Raw genomic sequence first — 16914 nt, forward strand, 5'->3', positions numbered from 1 at the left:
CTGCTTACAAAAGGAGCTGGTTCCTTCTTTTTCATCGCTACGCTTATTACAGACCTTCCGCTGCAATATGATGATCCTTATGCAAAGGATTATTGTGGCAGCTGCCGGAAATGTATTGATGCCTGTCCTACGGATGCCATCCTGGAAAATAAGGTGGTAGATGGCAGTAAATGCATTTCTTATTTTACGATTGAACTCAAGGAGCAGTTGATACCCGGGGATATGAAAAACAAATTCGACAATTGGTTCTTTGGTTGTGATACCTGCCAGGATGTATGCCCCTGGAACCGTTTTGCAAAACCCACTCATGAAACAGCATTTTCGCCCATACCTGAATTGCTTCATTTTTCAACAGCCGAATGGCAATCCTTGACAGAAGATGCTTTTAAAAAAATATTCCGCCATTCCCCCTCAAACGATCCAAATTCACAGGCATTCAACGTAATCTAAATTTTGTACAAAATACAGCAGATGGAGAAGCCGCTGGTGAATAAAAAATACAAGCTGCAGAAAATACCGGGTAAGGGTGGCTGGACCTTCATTGTGATCAAAGAAATAACGCCCGATCAACGCAGCAAGGGAGGATTTGTACAGGTGAAAGGGTTCATAGATGATTATGAACTGAAGGCCTATAACCTGATGCCCATGGCCAATGGCTGTATGTTTATGCCCGTGAAAGCCGATATCCGCAAAAAGATAAAGAAGGGAGAAGGAGATACGGTGAAACTGGTATTGTATGCCAACCAGGAACCGCTGGAAATACCCGCTGATCTATTGGAATGCCTGCGGGACGAACCAGCAGCCCACAAAACGTTTTATGCCTTTCCGGAAGGTGAGCAAAAACAATACATTGATTGGATCTACAGTGCCAAAAGAAGAAACCCGGATCGAACGGATGGCTGAAGCCATTAACCGTTTAACCCGGGGTTGACATTGCGGCAGAAAAACAGCAGTGAGTAAGCAAGTCGGATCAAAACTGATATCCTATTTTAAAGGCAAGCCTATTTAACCGGAAATTATAATGGCTACTGTAACTGGGACAAGGGGCCATGATACAAACCACCTCAGTGTACTGATGGTACTTAAGGTATTTTTGGCTATATCCGGCACTCATCAGGATCGCACTTTTGTTTCTTAAACCAATCTGGTAGCCGATACCCATATCATAATAGGCGCCGGGATGGTATTGCTTTGTGTAATAGCTGCCCTTATCCGTTTTCTTTTCTCCCATAAACTGTACACCACCATCGAGGTATAGAAAGGGCGTGGACGGTTTTAAGAACAGGCTTTTACGAAGATCCAGGAAAAGCGGAACAGTCTTGGCATAATAGGTATCATACCCCACCCCCACCCCTGCAAACCAGGTTTTATAGCGAAATCCATTGATCGTTTGCAGGAGTACGGAATTGTTGTTTTCGCCTGTTGCAATACCCAGTTGATTGATAGAACTAAAACCACAGGAGCAGCTTTTCCTTACGGTGGGCGCTTTTTCGGATGACTGGGCCCAGGATGTAACAACAAGGCTGCAGCCTATCACGGTGACCCAAAAATATTTGCTGAACATAGGAGTTATTTATTGATAGAAATTTTACTAAGCAGTTTTATATTGCTTACATCGGCATAGTTGAATTGATACAATCCATCTTTAGCTACTACCAGGGCCCATTTGTTAAAGGCAATTACATCATAAGCATCCAACCCGTCTATCTTTTTAAGTAGTTTAAGGTCATTCACATTGGCAGCATCAAATACTTTTACACCGTCGGCACCATCACAGATGAATAGGTTGTTGTTGTCTTTGGACAATCCATGTGGATTGGTAAGGGGGTAAGTTTTCAGTAAGATGGGGCTGGAAAGGTTTTCAATATTCAGGATTTCCAACTGGTTTGTAAATCCCTGGCAGGCAGTTCCGGAGCGGAGGGTTACATAAGCATAATGATCATCGGCAATTACAGGATCGCAGCTGCGAACATGAGAGAAGGTACCCAATGGTTGTGGTGAACCGGGGTACTTACATTGTATATATACATCCCGGAATTGGATCCTATGAATAGTTTCTCTTTGAAAGGGAAAATTGTTTCTATTCCCCAGTTGTTCAAATTCCTGGCTGCTACAAATGAAGGCTGTTGGGCTGTGCTTACATCAAAGGTGTTCAGGCTGTTGGCCGTAACTGTATACAGGAAGTTATTAATGAGGGTAAACCTGGCCATGGAGCCTCCCTGGCCACCGCCCCCTAATTTGGGCGCTCCATAAAAGCCATTGTTATCGGCACTGGCCATCGAATAATAAGTGGTATATAAGCTTTGGTAAGTATCGCAATCCAGGGTGGTATCTCTTGTTGCCCAATCTACCAGCACTTGTACGGAATCGGGATTGGCGTTGCCTCTAATAACATAATTATAACTACGGTGGGGAAATACATTATTGAGAAAACTCTTTGCCACTACATCCTGAGGATTACTGATATCAAAAGTAACCAGGTCGCTCCATGAATCAGCATATAAGGTGTTGCCTTTACGGCCAGGTCTACGTTACCTGGGATATTGATAAATGCAATATTCTTTGGAGAAACAGGATTGCTGTTGTCGATTACGTGGATACCTTTTTCCTGCTCATTGAGAAAGATATACTTTCCATAGATGTATAACTTACCGGGGCTTTCAATGGTTGAAACGCTCCGCTCTTCATCCCCTTTCTTACTTCGGTAAGGGTTTTATAGATTGGCGAATAAAGGGTATAAGTACGTGAACAATGGTCTTTTAAACAACTACTAAATGAGAGCATGAACAATGCGGCCACTGTCCATAACAGTATGTTTTGGCTTATCCGTGTCATGTGAAAGGGTTTTACTTTTGACAGCGGAAGCAGCAGGAGCGTTGCCTATTTTTTTATTTTTTTAACAATATGGAGGCACGTAAACCAACGGACCATAAATGCTGGCCGGTAGAATATTGTTTCTGTAGCAATGGGCTGATATTGTACCGCATAACAGGCCCCAGGGACAATGGATGTTTAGATTGTGTAAACAACTTGATGTTGAATCCGGTAGATGCTGTCCATTGTGTTTTATTAAAGAGAGAATTGTCTTTGTAATAAACACCCCCAATCCATCATAATGCAAGGCATTGGTACTAACCAATCTTGATGCCGAGAAACCAATATCCCAGGTAATGGGCAGGCGTTTCCCTTTATTCAATTGTGCATGCAGGGTTACTGGCAATTCTATAAAATGGTACTTATTGGTATACTCCTGTGTATTATTGGCATCATAGTAAGTAGATACCAATTGAGAGGTAGACGGCGCCCTGTTAACAGTGCGGTTATTATTTATTTTGGTGCCTACTACCTGGCGGGCACTGAGATAGGTGTATTGCAAACCGACAGATAAACTTAACCGGTTGGTTAGTTTACGTTGTACAAATCCGCCAACCGAGAAAGAAAGTCCCTTAGAAAGTGAAGAGGCCTTATTAACCGGGCGTGGAAACTGTGGCGCCACATTTATGAGGCTATTACTGTAATTGGGAGAAGCCAGATCAGCTACCATGGGCGATTCTTTTTCCAGAAAGCCGAATAAGCCATCTTCTGTTACACCTGAGTAACCACCATCGGCCCGTATGCCGAATTGCCATTTGGAATCACCGGGGTTCTTGGTAACCGGCTTTGTTTTCAATATTGCGCCTGATCCGGCAGGTGTAGTGGGCAGGCTTGCAAGCGTCTGCACTGTGTCTTTGGCTACACTATCAATAGGCCTGGCCTGTGCCAGGCTGCTATCGGCCTGGGGAATAAGGGTAGCCATGGCTGTGGAATCCTGTACAGGAGTTTGATCCTCTTTGGCAGCTATGGTTTCACCTTTGTCAGCCGGTTTTTCAGTTGATTGCTTTACTGATTTAGCCTGTTGTGGTTCACGAACAGGTGTATGTTTAGCAACCCATGGTGTATGGACGCCTGAGGTATTCTTCTTTGCCTTTTTTGAAGGTTGTTTAACTACTTTACCAGCAGGTTCTTTTTTTTACCAGGGGCAAATTGTTTACTGTTGAAGCCCGGTCAGTATTGGTTTTAGTCACCATCGGTGAAGCAATTTCTTTACCAGTTGGTTGGTGATCAGTTGATGGCTTTTCATGATGAGCAGGTTCAGTTACAGTTACATTTCCGGCTGTATTTGGCTGTGGAGGAGTAACGGGCTCATGGGTGGAAGGAACGGAATTGTCTGGTGTTTGTGTAGAAGTTTGAGTCGATGGCTTATTGTTTTTGGTGGCGTCAGTAGATGGAATAGTTAGTTTTACCAGGTCCTGTGTGGCAGGCTGGGAATTTTCTTGCATGGCAAAATATCCTCCGGCTCCCAGGGTGAGGAGTAAAAGGGGTAGCCATATTATCATGCGGCGGCGGCGTTTCTCCCTGCGGATATTTTTTTCCACCACCGTCCAGACAGCATCAGATGGACGCAATTTCAATTGATCCAGCCTGACCTTTACCTGTTTCTCAAAATCATGGTCGGACATACGATTCGTTTTTTGTTTCCATATTTTGCTTTCTCAACCAAGTGATGAGCAAAGCACGGGCACGGGCATATTGTGAACGGGAAGTGCCCTCATTGATGCCGAGCATTTTCCCGATTTCTACATGTGAAAAACCTTCTACTGCATGCAGATTAAAAATTGTTTGGTAGCCGGTTGGTAACTGACGTATCAGTTCGGCCAGGTCTTTGGCGAGTAGCTTCACTTCCGGGTTATCAGCCGACACGGGATGCAGACTTGTGTCGAAGTAGGCCAGGTCGGTTTGGTAACGGCTGTTCTTCTTGAGGTAATTAAGGGCTGTATTCACCATGATCCTTCTTATCCATCCCCCTAATTCGCCTTCAAACTTATATTGATCCAGGTGTTTAAAAACTTTGATAAATCCTTCCTGCAGTACGTCTTCGGCATCGGTCATTGATTTGGTATAGCGGTAGCAGATACCCAGCATCCCTTCGGCAAAATGCTCGTAGAGTTGTCGCTGGGCCTCTGGTCGCCCCTTCAAACATTCTTTAACCAGCCTGTTATAATCCATTTTCTATACTACATGTGACAGATTTAGATGCTTATCCGTTGCACCCGGCTACTTTTTCACCCAGGTTACCCCTAACTTTGCCCTGCTATGTCAAATTCATTGAAAGTCAGGGACAAACAGGTGATCTGGCATCCGTATACACCACAAAAATACATGCCCGATCCGATTCCCATAATAAAAGGCGAAGGATCTTACCTGGTAGATGCCGATGGGCACCGTTATTTGGATGCCATTAGCAGCTGGTGGGTCACTATCCATGGCCATGCGCATCCATATATTGCAGAAAAATTATATGAGCAGGCTAAAACCCTGGAGCAGGTAATTTTTGCCGGTTTTACCCATGAACCGGCGGTTAGGCTGGCAGAACGCCTGCTAGAAGCATTGCCAGGCTCCTTTTCCCGGGTATTTTACTCCGACAATGGATCTACGGCTACGGAAGTTGCCCTGAAAATGGCGCTCCAGTATTGGTGGAACAAAGGCGAACAAAAACGCAATAAAGTATTGGCTTTCAACAACTCCTATCATGGCGACACGTTTGGGGCCATGAGTGTAAGCCAACGAAGTGTATTTACGAAGGCTTTTGATGAAAAGTTGTTTGAAGTGGTATTTGTAGATGCACCAGCAATCGGCAAACGGCAATCGGCAGTGGATAGCCCCGAATTAATAGCTGAGGAACGGCCGGCAGCGGGGAGCCCGGAGTCGAGTGTTGGAAATCAAGAGCTGGAAAGTATTCCCTGGGAAGAGGTAGCTTGTATTATATATGAGCCATTGGTACAGGGGGCGGGGGTATGTTGATGTATGAAGCTGAAGGGCTGAATACTTTACTCAAAAAATGCCATGCCGAAGGGGTGATCTGCATAGCCGATGAAGTGATGACGGGCTTTGGCAGAACGGGGAAGCTCTTTGCATCGGCTTATATGGAAGAGCAACCAGACATCATTTGCTTGTCGAAAGGACTTACAGGCGGTACCATGGCGCTGGGCGTTACAGCTTGTACACACCGCGTATATGAAGCATTCCTGCAGGAAGATGCAATGAAAACCTTTTTCCACGGCCATTCCTTTACCGCCAATCCCCTGGCTTGTGCAGCCTCCTGGCCAGCCTGGACCTATTGGAAAAAGAAAGCTGCCAGCACAGTATTGAACGCATTGGCAGGCAGCACCGTGATTTTGCCGCTTTGCTGGCTAAGGATTTCCCGGCTGTTACCAAAAACATCCGCACGCTCGGTACGCTCTTTGCCTTTGAGCTGGTACAGGGTAAAGATGAATACCTCAATAGTATTGGTAAAGAGATCACCAAAAAAGCGCTGGCCAAAGGGGTTTACCTACGGCCATTGGGCAATACCCTTTACCTAATGCCACCTTATTGTTTTACAGAAGAAGAATTGAATACGGTGTATGCGGTGATCAGGGAAATTTTAGAGGGAATGATCTAATCGTAATAATAGAAATGGGTTATCATTGAATTGTTGCCGAGCAATACTTTTGTAGTCTGGGTTTTATTCCTGTAAAACAAAGGTTGCCACCGGGGCATGGTGGAATAGATACGGTACAATTCTCTTTCCTCTTCGCCCGATAGCTGGTTTTTGTCTTTAGGAAATTCAACATTGGTAACAAACCCCGAACTGCTAATGGTAAGCAGGATACGGAGTGGCTTATTGAAAACAAACCGCGAGCCTGTAAAGGCGGCACTCGTAAAGTCGTTCAGCTTTTTTGGGAGAAAAATAAGTGGGTTTAATAAATACCTGCTGGTATTTCTTTACTGCTGCAATAACCTCTTCCGTAGGCGCCGGATCGGGATCCAATTCAATATTACTGGTACTATCTGAAGTATGTACAAAATTGCCCAGGTACTTTTGCCGTTCTTGTACAGGCAAAACACCTCTATAGAGTCCTTGATGGGAAATTTAATAAATACCGTATCGGTATTTTCATAGAAGAAGATCGGGCTGGTACATTTGTCATTTTCAAACACACAATTCATCCGGATATTGCCCAGGGTGTCAAAGAATATCCACTCCCCTTGTTTCCTTTTTGTTTATCAACGTGGTTGATCTTTAATTTCCCTACTTTAATATCAGATTGTGCTGCCAGCGTCATGGCACTGCACAATACCCAACAAGTAGCTACCAGCTTCAGCAAATAATTATACAGGTTCATGTTTCAGAGGGGTGTATACTGAAAGAAATGCCTAAATTAATAGCTTAGGGGCTGGGGCAGTATGAAGTTTTCATTAAGAATATTTTTTTCCCCGAACGCATAAAAAAGCGGCCTGATGGCCGCTCTTCAACATTCATTGCTTTATTAGTTATATTTTGATGGGCACAGTAACCTGTGTTTGATCCCACTCAATGATCAGGTCATTCTTAGGGGTAAAGTGGATGGTATGTTGTTCAACCACTTTGTCCAGTTTTTTAACAGGCACCGTTACTTGAGTACATCTTTATCTTTGAATTCGTTGTACTTGTAAGCACCCCATTGACCCAATTGGCTATTGAGGATAACAGTCCACTCTTTTCATTAGGAATAGTAAACAGGGTATAAGTTCCTGCTTTTACGGGTTTGCCTCCGAAGGTACCATCTTTGGCAAAAGTAATGGTGGTAGCAGAATCAGCACCGGTACGCCAAACCTTTCCAAACTTTTCCAGTCCACCAAATATCTCACGACCTTTCTTATAAGGGCGGCCGTATCTAACCTCTACATTTTTACCAACAGAGGTTTCATGTGGACTTTTGGATTGGGCAGCAGCAGGTGCGGCAGCAAACAGGGTGCCAGCAAAGGCTATGGCAGCAAGGATGAAAAGCTTTTTCATATTATCGTATTTGTTTTAGTGGCAATGAAATTAACCTAATGGACCGGGGTTTCCAGCTTTTTTTTGAGTTCCCCAATGATTGCTCCATCGGCGGTCCTAATTGCTTATCAAAAATGATGCTACCAAATTTTTCCCAGGGGTACCATTTCAGGTAAAAGTCAAAATACCACTGTACCACGGTAGTATTATCGGCTGTATGCAGGGTAAACCCACTGCCAATTTCCCGGCCCGCCTCCTTTTCCATCCGCCAGGCGGTTGTAATGGTATCGCTTTTAGCGCCAATCAAAAGCACCTGCAATCCATCGCTGGTAAATCCATTCTGGCTATACCTGGGATTGGTATTTTCGGCGGTCTTGATCAAGGTATTCCATTGCTCCCACTGCCGCAGGTTGGACAGATAATATTTAACACTATCGGCCGGGGCGCTGATATTGATGGCGCGGGAAATACGTACATGTGAAGGAATGAGCAGAGACATGAGGAAGATGACCAGAAACAACCCTACAATACTGATCAATCCTAATTTTACAAATCGCATATTGGATATTTAAAAGAGACGGGATTACTCCCATTTGAATACTTTGATAGCTATGGTGTATACAACCACACCCCATATACCTAAAACAGCCAACTGCTTTCCACAATCAATCAAATGAGCGCCTTCAAATGCCACATTACGCATCGCATCATTTAAGTGGGTAAGCGGCAGCACCCGGCAAATGGGTTGGAGCCAGGAAGGGAAGTTATCGATTGGAAAAAAGTGCCGGCCAACAGAAATTGTGGCAGGGTAAAAAGGTTGGCAAGCAATGGAATAACGCTTTCATTTTTGGCAATGCTACTTACAACAAAACCAAAACCCATAAACACTGCCAGTCCTATAAAGCTCAATACCAATAACTCCATGAAAGTGATAAATCCATGTACCAGGGTAAATTTAAACAAAAATACCCGGCCAGTAAGATCACCACTGCAGTGATCATCTGAAAGATCACACGGCTCAAAGCTTCTCCGAATACAATATAAGAACGCTGAATAGGGGTGGCAAAGAATCGTTTTAATACCAGGGTTTGACGCAGGTTGAAGAATATGAAGGCTACTCCGAATATTCCCGCGCTCATTAATGAAAACCAAGTTGCCCTGGTAGAATGAAATCAATGGTACGATAAGTCCGGCCCGGTATTTTCTCTATATTATTACTAATAGTAGCCACTGTTCTTTTATCATGAAATTTAATCTCGTCCATACGCTTGATAATGGATTCAAATATCGCGCGTAATACCTGTAGATTTTGGGGATTGACTGCTTCGGAACTTTTGAAGCTGATCTTCCAGGCAGACAGAGTATCGGTACTTTTCTGAATATTCACAATGGCTGTTATCCTTCCCTTTTCCAGGTCTTCAATCAATTCTTCGGGATCCTTCTTTACCAGTCGTATACCCGGTACATTTTTAACTGTTTGGTACAAGATGCTGGTAGTATCCATTTGCTTGTCAAAAGCAACACGCAGATTGATATTGCCACCACCACCCAGGAATCCAAATATCAGGATAAAGATCATAGGGAAGGCGAATCCAAATCCTACAGCACTAGGGCTTCTGAAAATACCTTTCAGGCTGCCTTTGGTAATGGCCAGCATCGCCCTGAACTGGTTATATGGTTGCGGCATAAGGGATTGACTGGTTAGATGAGCGGCAAAACTAGGGATTTAAGTCGGGAAGTCACTAAAGTCCGAAAGTCAGTAAAGTCGGAAAGTCCGGAAGATTGGTTCCGGACTCCTGTATTACTTTCGGACTTTCAGACTTCCGGTCTTCCGGACATCTATTAATAGATTGAAAACTCAAAAGGCAGTCTGGCCTGTGAAACCCCAACCATGGCACGGGCCCGTTTGAGGGCTTTGTAGGTTTTAAAACCTTCTGCTCCCAGTTCCTCCCGAACGGCCTTCTGGGTAGTGTTTTGTTGGTAATTACCAAAGATGAGATCGAAGATATTACGAGGTTCGGGAAATTCTTTCAAACTGTAACTGCTTACTTTAGCCAGTTTGGCGGCACAGGCAATGGCATCATCCAATCCACCCAAACGATCCACCAGGCCCAGTTCCAATGCCCGGCTACCACTCCAGATGCGGCCCTGCCCTATACTATCCACATATTCAATGGTCTTTTTCTGCCTTCGGCTACCCGTTGTTTGAAACCGTGGTAGATACTATCTACATCGGTTTGTAAGTATTGTCGTTGAGCAGGAGAAAGCGGCCTGGTTACTGTAAGGCCATCAGCTTCGGGCGAAGTTTTGACCCCATCGAAGGTCATCCCCAATTTGCCTTTAAAAAAGCCCTCCATATTGGGTATCAGCATAAATACCCCGATTGAACCGGTAATGGTATTGGGTTGTGCAAAAATACTATCGGCATTGCAAGCCAGGTAGTAACCGCCAGAAGCTGCTACATCACCAAAACTTACCACCACGGGCTTATCTTTTCGAGCCACGGTAAGTTCGCGCCATATATTTTCGCTGGCCATCGCACTACCCCCGCCAGAATTAATACGCACAACAATGGCCTTTACCTCACTATCCAGCCTCGCTCTACGGATCAGGTTACGATAGGTTTCGCCACCAATGTTTTCCTGGTCACCTTTCCCATCTACAATATCACCCTGGGCATAGATCACGGCAATCTTTTTGTCGCCTCTTTGTTTATAATTAACCGCCATGGCATATTTACCCAGGCTTATAAAATTGATCTTATCGTATTTGCCCACTTTCAGTTTTTCTTTGATCTCATCTTTCACTTCATCATCATACTTCAAACCATCAACCAATTTGTACTTCAGTGCATCTGAAGCAAACTGAATACTATTGTTATTGGCATATTGGTGAAGACTACCCGTATCTGTTTGACGGGAGATCGCTGTTTGCGTCAGAAAATGCCCATACAGGTCATTGATGATCACAGAAGACTGAAGGCGGTTGGCATCGGTCATTTTTCTTCACGAAAAGGTTCGGTAGCGCTTTTAAACTTCCCTGCATAGAAAATCTGTGGTTCTATATCTAATTTTTGTAAAGTGCCTTTTAGGTAAAACAATTGCATAGCAAAGCCCCGCCAGTCAAGCCCCCTTTTGGGTTACAGTATATTTTACTGGCCACATTACTTACATAGTAAGCATTTTGTGAGATCACATCTGCATAGGCATAAATGAATTTGCCACTGGCTTTAAAATCAAGCAGGGCAGTACGCAATTCATCACCTGCTCCAAAGCCATTGTTATTGCCATCGCATTTTATATAGATCCCTTTTACGGAGGTGTCGGTTTTAGCATAACGAATGAGCCTGATCACATCATACAAAGCGGGAATATCGAATTGCTCTTTACCTCCGAAGCCTGCCAACACGTTTTCTTTTTTAACCTCATGGAAAGGTTGCGCCAGATCGATCAGTAATACGGCATTGGCCCCGGTATTTTCTTTTTTGGGGTGTGCCTAATCCGGATACGAATCCCAGTGTAATGAAAAACATCACAATGGTGAATACCACTAAAGCAGCCAGCGTAGCTAGAAATATTTTAAGAAAGCTATTCATCAACTTATTGATTTTATGTAAAATTCAAAGATATTTGACCCTTTGACAGCCTGCAATATATGAATAATGTGTATTTACTGATAGGCGGCAATGTAGGGAACAGGCTTCAGCACCTGCAACAGGCCGTAATGGTTCTTAATCAATCCTGTGGCCGTGTTGAGCGTCAATCGGCCATTTATGAAACGGCGGCCTGGGGTAAAACTGATCAGCAGCCTTTTCTGAACCAGGCGCTTTTGCTGGCGACGCCCTTTACCGCCCCTGAATTATTGCAACATACCCTGGCAGCAGAAAATGTGCTGGGCCGTGTGCGGCAAGAACGGTATGGCCCCGTATTATTGATATTGATATATTATTTTTAATAATGACATTGTGCGGGAACCCGCCCTCACGATTCCCCATCCAGAGGTACAGAATCGCCGTTTTGCACTGACTCCATTGGATGAAATAGCACCCGATCTGCTGCACCCCGTGTTGCATACTACTATTCACCAGTTGTTGCTGGATTGCCCGGATATGCTGGAGGTGAAGGCATGGAGTACATAGTGGGGAAGTCCGGAAGACCGAAAGTCGGGAAGTCCGAAAGTCCGGAAGGAACACCATAGAATTTTTCTCTTTACTGACTTTCGGACTTTCCCACTTACGGACATTACACAGACTTTTCCACAAATTATGTTCATAGCACATATCTGTGTAGCCATTTCCTTTATTTTGATGGGCGTTGACGTTCCCGCATATTATTATGAATTATCACTTTATCACCATCGAAGGCAATATAGGGGCAGGCAAAACCACCTTATCCCATTTGCTGGCCAAGAAATACAATGCCCGCCTGATCCTGGAAGCATTTGCCGACAATCCCTTCCTGTCTAAATTTTACGAGAACCCCACCCAATATGCCTTTCCGCTGGAATTATTCTTTATGGCCGAGCGGTACAAGCAATTGAAAGAATTGATCCACACCAAAGACTTGTTCCAAAACGTTACCATTACAGATTATCTTTTTACCAAGTGTTTGTTATTCGCCAAGGTCAACCTTCCCGAAGAGGAGTTCAGGTTGTACCAGAAATTATTTGAAATCATTCACCAGCAAATACCGCAACCCGAAATACTTATCTACCTGCATGTGCCGGTAAATAAGCTGCAAATGAATATCCGCAAACGCAACCGGCCCTATGAGCAGGCCATTCCAGATGAATACCTGTTTAAGATACAGGAAACCTATACTCACTACATCAAGCAGCACAACCTGAAAACCCTGTTTGTGGATGCCAGCAATGCCGATTTCCTGGGCAATGAAAAGCACCTGCAGGTAATTACCGATGCCCTGGAAAAGGATCATGATTATGGTCAGCGGTACCTTACGCTACCGTAAGGTTAACATGATCTTGTTATGAAATAGGGCATCCCAATCGGGAATGTTTTATTTTTGCGCCCATGGATACCGAACAACCAAGTCAGAACAGCCCCTTTGCCTCTGTTCGTATCAAAGAATTCCGCTACTTTATCACGCAACGTTTCTTCTTTATCATGGCCATGCGGATGACGGCCACCCTGGTATGGTGGAAGATGTACCTGCTAACCAAAGACCCATTATTGGTTTCGCTGGTAGCCTTATCAGAAGCCATTCCGGCTATTTCGCTGGCCCTCTATTCGGGCCACGTGGTAGACAAGAGTGACAAACGTACGCTACTGCTTCGTACGATCGTATTGTACCTGCTTTGTGTAACGGCTCTGTTGTTCATTACGCAGCCAGGGGTAGAAAACAGCCTGGGCAAAAGATTTGTACAATACGGCATTTACCTCATTATTTTCCTCACGGGTATCACCCGTTCCTTTTCAGGCCCTACTTCCAGTTCTATCATGGCACAATTGGTTCCCAAGCAAATATTACCCAATGCGGTGACCTGGAGCTCCAGCACCTGGCTTACGGCTTCGGTATTGGGGCATGGATCAGCAGGGTTGCTGATCGCTTATGCGGGTTATACACCTTCATTTCTGATCATTATTACCTTTCTCGCTATAGCCTCCTTTTCCATTTGGCTCATCAAACCCAAGCCCATCCTGCATGTAAATAGTGATCAAAAAACATGGGAAAGTGTCAAGGAAGGATTGAAGTACGTATTTAAAACCAAGGAGCTGCTGGGCGCACTCACGCTGGATATGTTTGCGGTATTGTTTGGCGGTGCGGTAGCAATGATCCCTTTCTTTGCAGGAGAGATCCTTCATGTAGGTTCGATTGGTTTTGGCTGGCTCAATGCTGCTGCGGATATAGGCTCCATTACGATCATCCTCATCCTTACATTCTATCCACTGCGTCGTAATCAAGGATTTGTATTGATGTGTGTAGTGGCAGGCTTTGGCCTGTGTATTATTGCCTTTGGTTTATCCAAACTCTATTGGCTGTCTTTTATAGCCTTATTGATCAGTGGGGCGTTGGATGGTATTAGTGTAGTCGTACGCGGCACCATCCTTCAGTTAAAAACACCCGATCATATGCGCGGGCGGGTATCTTCGGTCAACTCCATGTTCATCAACTCCTCCAATGAAATAGGCAGTTTTGAAAGTGGCATTGCTGCCAAACTCATGGGTATTGTACCCTCGGTGATCTTCGGCGGCTCCATGACCTTATTGGTAGTACTGGTCATGTGGTTTAAAGCGCCCACGCTAAGGAAGTTTGAATATTAATGGTAGGGTTGTACTTACTCCTTTACCAACTTCTGCAACTGTTTTCTTTCGCCCACGATCCATACTACATCATCCCATTCAAAGATGGTGTTGGAATCGGGGTTGAGGATACGTTCACCGTTGCGCTCTATGCCTACTACCAACCCCTTTACTGTTTCGCGGATACCGGAGGCGCGGATGGTTTTACCACGCAGGTCGGTATGTTCATCAATGATCACTTTATTAAGTGTGATATCTTCACGGGCCACTACCCCTTCTTCCATGACGGTTTCTGATTCGGCTACAGCCCTGAACTTTTCCAACTGTATATCGGTACCTATGACGGCAATTTTATCATACGGGTAGATCATCTCATTGCGTGTAGGTGCATAGATGGTCCTTTTACCCCTTTCGATGGAAGCTATATTCACGCCATATTGTTCGCGCCAGGCCAGTTGTTGCAATGTTTTACCAATTACGGGCGATTCGGGCTGCATGGTAAAATAAGCCAGGTGGGCATCCCAGGGCGACAGGTTGGGCAAGCCATGGGAAGCGCCCTCCCGTTCGTTGAGGTTCGACAAAAAGCGTTTCTCTATCCGGGAATAAAAAGATTGGAGCCTGCGCGAAAAAATAAGCAGTACCACAATGATCACCGGCAATACAGCCAGTACGGCAATCATGGCGCTGAATAACCGGTCGACCAGGAACCCCACCAATACCACCAGCAATACGTTGCGCACTACCTCCAACATCACCAGGGGGCCATGGTTGTATTTTTATCCAGCCATAAATTGGCATACGCAAAGGAATGCAGGCGCCGGATGGCCAGTGCCCACAGGAAGGGAGCAATTGCCAATAAAGTAATAAAACCGGTGATCACGGCTGCCAGGGTAGGACTGGCTACAGAACTGTTGATCAGGGGCAATAAGAAATTGGCCGACAAAAGTATCAGGGCCACTACGATGACGGAATTAATGATGATCACGGCAAGATAAGAACGCAGTACAATTTTCCAGTCGCTCTCTGCCTGAATGGTCTGGGCGCCTGTACCATATTGGTTGATGGCCAGTTTCCATTTGATAGGCAGGCGCTTTTCCAACTGGTTGTATAAGGGTTCGGAAAACTTAATGAGGTAGGGTGTGGTAAAGGTAGTAATGGCGGAAATGGCTACAGCTATGGGATACAAGAACCCACTGGTTACTTTTAGGTTTTCGCCCAATAAGGCAATGATAAAAGAAAATTCGCCTATTTGTGCCAGGCTCATACCCGATTGAATGGATTGTTTCAATGGCTGACCGGAAAGCAAGGCGCCAGCTGTGGTACTGATGAGTTTGCCGAGGATGGTAACCAGGGTGAGGATGATCACCGGCCATTTGTATTCAATGATGGTATGGGGATCAAAAATAATACCTACGGATACAAAGAATACTGCTGCAAACAGGTCTTTCACTGGTTTTACCAGGTGTTCAATACGTTCGGCCATGGTGGTTTCGGCCAGGATGGAGCCCATTACAAAAGCACCGAGGGCCGGTGAAAAACCCACCTGGGTAGCCAATACCACCATACCCAAACAAAGGCCCAGGGATACGATCAATAAAGTTTCTTCACTCATGAGCTTACGGGCTCTTTGTAAAAGGTGGGCAATATGAAGATGCCCGCCAGGAACCATACTGCCAGGAAGAAGACCAGCTTTAATAAGGATTCCAGCATTTCTCCGCCGGCAAACTGCTGGCTTACGGCCAGGGTGGATAAGATGACCATGAGCAGGATAGCCACCAGGTCTTCTACGATCAATACGCCAAATACAATACCGGCAAATCGCTGGCTCTTGATACCCAGCTCTTCAAATGCGCGTATGATGATGGTCGTGGAAGAAACGGATAAGATACCACCGAGGAAAATACTGTCCATTGTAGACCACCCCATGAGCCGGCCCACCAGGAAACCCAGCAGCAACATGCCCGCAATTTCAACCACAGCGGTAATAGAAGCTGTGCCGCCAATGCGCACCAGTTTTTTAAAACTAAATTCAAGACCCAGACTAAACAGCAGGAATATCACCCCAATTTCGGCCCATACTTTTACATCGGCCTGATCGGAGATAGTGGGCGTCCATGCTAAATGGGGACCAACCAATATACCTGCCAGAATATACCCGAGTACTACCGGCTGCTTCAGTTTCCTGAACAGCAAGGTAGTTACACCGGCTACTCCCAATATGAGCGCAAGATCAACAATCAATTTAGGCAAATGCATGGGCAGTCTGTTTTACTCGTCTTTGAAATATTTCCAATGCTGGCAATAGGTGAATTATACAAAAATATCGTTCAGTTGTTGTGTTCTTCCTTGATATTTTCTTATTTACCCGTTTGCTGCAATAACTTTTCCATGACATAAAATACAGCGGGACAAAAACTAACATTTTTAAGGTGAGATTAGGACGTTTCAATAATACATCCTCATTGGTATAGGGAAAACGTTCGCAATCAGAGGGACGTTGTTCGTAAATACTACAATAATTATCGGCCCCCAGGAAGGGGCAAGGCGTGGTTTTCACTACGTAATCGCCTTCTTCATCCAGGCGCAGGTAGGCATCAATAAAGGCGCTTTCTTTCATTCTCAAATGTTTGCTGATGCGCTTTATATCAGGTGTTTTAAAGCGGGGAGAATAGTTTTTACAACAGGTAGCACATTGCAAACAATCCACCTTGCTGAAAGCCTCTTCATGCAAATCGGGCAATTGTTTCAATACTTTATTCTTATCGGCCTGCTTCAGAAACTGTTTATATTGTTTCTGATTAGCAGCCATTTTTTTTTT

At 44.8% G+C, this 16914-nt stretch carries 24 protein-coding genes and 3 pseudogenes; 8 read left to right on the forward strand and 19 right to left on the reverse strand.

Features of this window, described 5'->3' with window-relative positions:
* Positions 1 to 60 precede the first annotated feature (60 nt).
* The 3 genes and pseudogenes from RS881_RS44075 to RS881_RS44085 form a co-directional block, all read left to right on the forward strand.
* Positions 61 to 117: pseudogene (locus RS881_RS44075) on the forward strand (hypothetical protein); the annotation flags it as partial.
* A 36-nt stretch (positions 118 to 153) separates the two neighbouring features.
* Positions 154 to 450 carry an epoxyqueuosine reductase gene (locus RS881_RS44080; RefSeq protein ID WP_315816614.1) on the forward strand — a complete coding sequence of 99 codons (297 nt, stop codon included), beginning with the start codon at positions 154 to 156 and terminating at the stop codon, positions 448 to 450.
* A 21-nt stretch (positions 451 to 471) separates the two neighbouring features.
* Positions 472 to 903 (forward strand): YdeI/OmpD-associated family protein, encoded by a 432-nt coding sequence (locus tag RS881_RS44085; RefSeq protein WP_315816615.1) that lies wholly within the window; start codon positions 472 to 474, stop codon positions 901 to 903.
* A gap of 67 nt (positions 904 to 970) precedes the next feature.
* Here the strand turns inward: RS881_RS44085 and RS881_RS44090 are convergent, their stop codons facing one another.
* The 6 genes from RS881_RS44090 to RS881_RS44115 form a co-directional block, all read right to left on the reverse strand.
* Positions 971 to 1564, reverse strand: coding sequence for a hypothetical protein (locus RS881_RS44090; protein ID WP_315816616.1), 594 nt, complete (start codon positions 1562 to 1564; stop codon positions 971 to 973).
* 5 nt (positions 1565 to 1569) lie between these two features.
* Positions 1570 to 1989, reverse strand: a complete 420-nt coding sequence (locus RS881_RS44095) for an LVIVD repeat-containing protein (RefSeq protein WP_315816617.1) — start codon at positions 1987 to 1989, stop codon at positions 1570 to 1572.
* Positions 1950 to 2444, reverse strand: a complete 495-nt coding sequence (locus tag RS881_RS44100) for a hypothetical protein (protein ID WP_315816618.1) — start codon at positions 2442 to 2444, stop codon at positions 1950 to 1952. Before RS881_RS44100 ends, RS881_RS44095 begins: the two co-directional genes overlap by 40 nt.
* A 452-nt stretch (positions 2445 to 2896) precedes the next feature.
* Positions 2897 to 3796: a porin family protein gene (locus RS881_RS44105; protein ID WP_315816619.1), complete on the reverse strand. Its 900-nt coding sequence runs from the start codon at positions 3794 to 3796 to the stop codon at positions 2897 to 2899.
* Positions 3797 to 3989: 193 nt separating this feature from the next.
* Positions 3990 to 4499: a hypothetical protein gene (locus tag RS881_RS44110; RefSeq protein ID WP_315816620.1), complete on the reverse strand. Its 510-nt coding sequence runs from the start codon at positions 4497 to 4499 to the stop codon at positions 3990 to 3992.
* Positions 4486 to 5046 (reverse strand): RNA polymerase sigma factor, encoded by a 561-nt coding sequence (locus tag RS881_RS44115; RefSeq protein WP_315816621.1) that lies wholly within the window; start codon positions 5044 to 5046, stop codon positions 4486 to 4488. Before RS881_RS44115 ends, RS881_RS44110 begins: the two co-directional genes overlap by 14 nt.
* Before the next feature lie 153 nt (positions 5047 to 5199).
* Here RS881_RS44115 and bioA point away from each other — a divergent pair.
* Positions 5200 to 6481 (forward strand): annotated as a pseudogene (bioA, locus tag RS881_RS44120) (adenosylmethionine--8-amino-7-oxononanoate transaminase).
* A 219-nt stretch (positions 6482 to 6700) separates the two neighbouring features.
* Here bioA and RS881_RS44125 read toward each other — a convergent pair.
* The 9 genes and pseudogenes from RS881_RS44125 to RS881_RS44170 form a co-directional block, all read right to left on the reverse strand.
* A complete protein-coding gene (locus RS881_RS44125) occupies positions 6701 to 6922 on the reverse strand; it encodes a hypothetical protein (RefSeq protein WP_315816622.1) in 222 nt (73 codons plus the stop codon).
* A 103-nt stretch (positions 6923 to 7025) separates the two neighbouring features.
* Positions 7026 to 7205, reverse strand: a complete 180-nt coding sequence (locus RS881_RS44130) for a hypothetical protein (protein WP_315816623.1) — start codon at positions 7203 to 7205, stop codon at positions 7026 to 7028.
* A 254-nt stretch (positions 7206 to 7459) separates the two neighbouring features.
* Entirely contained in the window at positions 7460 to 7858 is a 399-nt protein-coding gene (locus RS881_RS44135; protein ID WP_315816624.1) for a DUF2911 domain-containing protein, read from the reverse strand.
* A gap of 1 nt (position 7859) precedes the next feature.
* Positions 7860 to 8396 carry an SRPBCC family protein gene (locus RS881_RS44140; RefSeq protein ID WP_315816625.1) on the reverse strand — a complete coding sequence of 179 codons (537 nt, stop codon included), beginning with the start codon at positions 8394 to 8396 and terminating at the stop codon, positions 7860 to 7862.
* 152 nt (positions 8397 to 8548) lie between these two features.
* Entirely contained in the window at positions 8549 to 8800 is a 252-nt protein-coding gene (locus RS881_RS44145) for a hypothetical protein (protein ID WP_315816626.1), read from the reverse strand.
* Positions 8801 to 8975: 175 nt separating this feature from the next.
* Positions 8976 to 9524, reverse strand: a complete 549-nt coding sequence (locus RS881_RS44150; protein ID WP_315816627.1) for a hypothetical protein — start codon at positions 9522 to 9524, stop codon at positions 8976 to 8978.
* Positions 9525 to 9679: 155 nt separating this feature from the next.
* Positions 9680 to 10836: pseudogene (gene sppA / locus RS881_RS44160) on the reverse strand (signal peptide peptidase SppA).
* Positions 10833 to 10943 (reverse strand): hypothetical protein, encoded by a 111-nt coding sequence (locus tag RS881_RS44165; protein WP_315816630.1) that lies wholly within the window; start codon positions 10941 to 10943, stop codon positions 10833 to 10835. Before RS881_RS44165 ends, sppA begins: the two are co-directional and overlap by 4 nt.
* Complete coding sequence (locus RS881_RS44170; protein WP_315816631.1) at positions 10925 to 11245, reverse strand: Clp protease/crotonase-like domain-containing protein; 321 nt, start codon at positions 11243 to 11245, stop codon at positions 10925 to 10927. Before RS881_RS44170 ends, RS881_RS44165 begins: the two co-directional genes overlap by 19 nt.
* Before the next feature lie 246 nt (positions 11246 to 11491).
* Between RS881_RS44170 and folK the strand changes: the two genes are divergently transcribed.
* The 4 genes from folK (at position 11492) to RS881_RS44190 (ending at position 14117) form a co-directional block, all read left to right on the forward strand.
* Positions 11492 to 11791 (forward strand): 2-amino-4-hydroxy-6-hydroxymethyldihydropteridine diphosphokinase, encoded by a 300-nt coding sequence (gene folK / locus RS881_RS44175; protein WP_315816632.1) that lies wholly within the window; start codon positions 11492 to 11494, stop codon positions 11789 to 11791.
* 10 nt (positions 11792 to 11801) lie between these two features.
* Complete coding sequence (locus tag RS881_RS44180) at positions 11802 to 11975, forward strand: hypothetical protein (protein WP_315816633.1); 174 nt, start codon at positions 11802 to 11804, stop codon at positions 11973 to 11975.
* Positions 11976 to 12171: 196 nt separating this feature from the next.
* Positions 12172 to 12804: a deoxynucleoside kinase gene (locus tag RS881_RS44185; RefSeq protein ID WP_315816634.1), complete on the forward strand. Its 633-nt coding sequence runs from the start codon at positions 12172 to 12174 to the stop codon at positions 12802 to 12804.
* 62 nt (positions 12805 to 12866) lie between these two features.
* Positions 12867 to 14117 (forward strand): MFS transporter, encoded by a 1251-nt coding sequence (locus RS881_RS44190; RefSeq protein WP_315816635.1) that lies wholly within the window; start codon positions 12867 to 12869, stop codon positions 14115 to 14117.
* Between the two features lie 14 nt (positions 14118 to 14131).
* Here RS881_RS44190 and RS881_RS44195 read toward each other — a convergent pair whose 3' ends face one another.
* From RS881_RS44195 to RS881_RS44210, 4 genes are read right to left on the reverse strand one after another with little or no spacing between them, the layout of a single operon-like run.
* A complete protein-coding gene (locus RS881_RS44195; RefSeq protein WP_315824800.1) occupies positions 14132 to 14848 on the reverse strand; it encodes a TrkA C-terminal domain-containing protein in 717 nt (238 codons plus the stop codon).
* Entirely contained in the window at positions 14848 to 15708 is an 861-nt protein-coding gene (locus RS881_RS44200; protein WP_315816636.1) for a cation:proton antiporter domain-containing protein, read from the reverse strand. Before RS881_RS44200 ends, RS881_RS44195 begins: the two co-directional genes overlap by 1 nt.
* Positions 15705 to 16352, reverse strand: coding sequence for a cation:proton antiporter domain-containing protein (locus RS881_RS44205; protein WP_315816637.1), 648 nt, complete (start codon positions 16350 to 16352; stop codon positions 15705 to 15707). The genes RS881_RS44200 and RS881_RS44205 overlap by 4 nt, the downstream gene beginning before the upstream one ends.
* A complete protein-coding gene (locus tag RS881_RS44210; RefSeq protein ID WP_315816638.1) occupies positions 16339 to 16905 on the reverse strand; it encodes a YkgJ family cysteine cluster protein in 567 nt (188 codons plus the stop codon). The genes RS881_RS44205 and RS881_RS44210 overlap by 14 nt, the downstream gene beginning before the upstream one ends.
* Positions 16906 to 16914 lie beyond the last annotated feature (9 nt).

The organism is Paraflavitalea speifideaquila (assembly GCF_032395985.1).
GTDB classification, from domain to species: domain Bacteria; phylum Bacteroidota; class Bacteroidia; order Chitinophagales; family Chitinophagaceae; genus Paraflavitalea; species Paraflavitalea speifideaquila.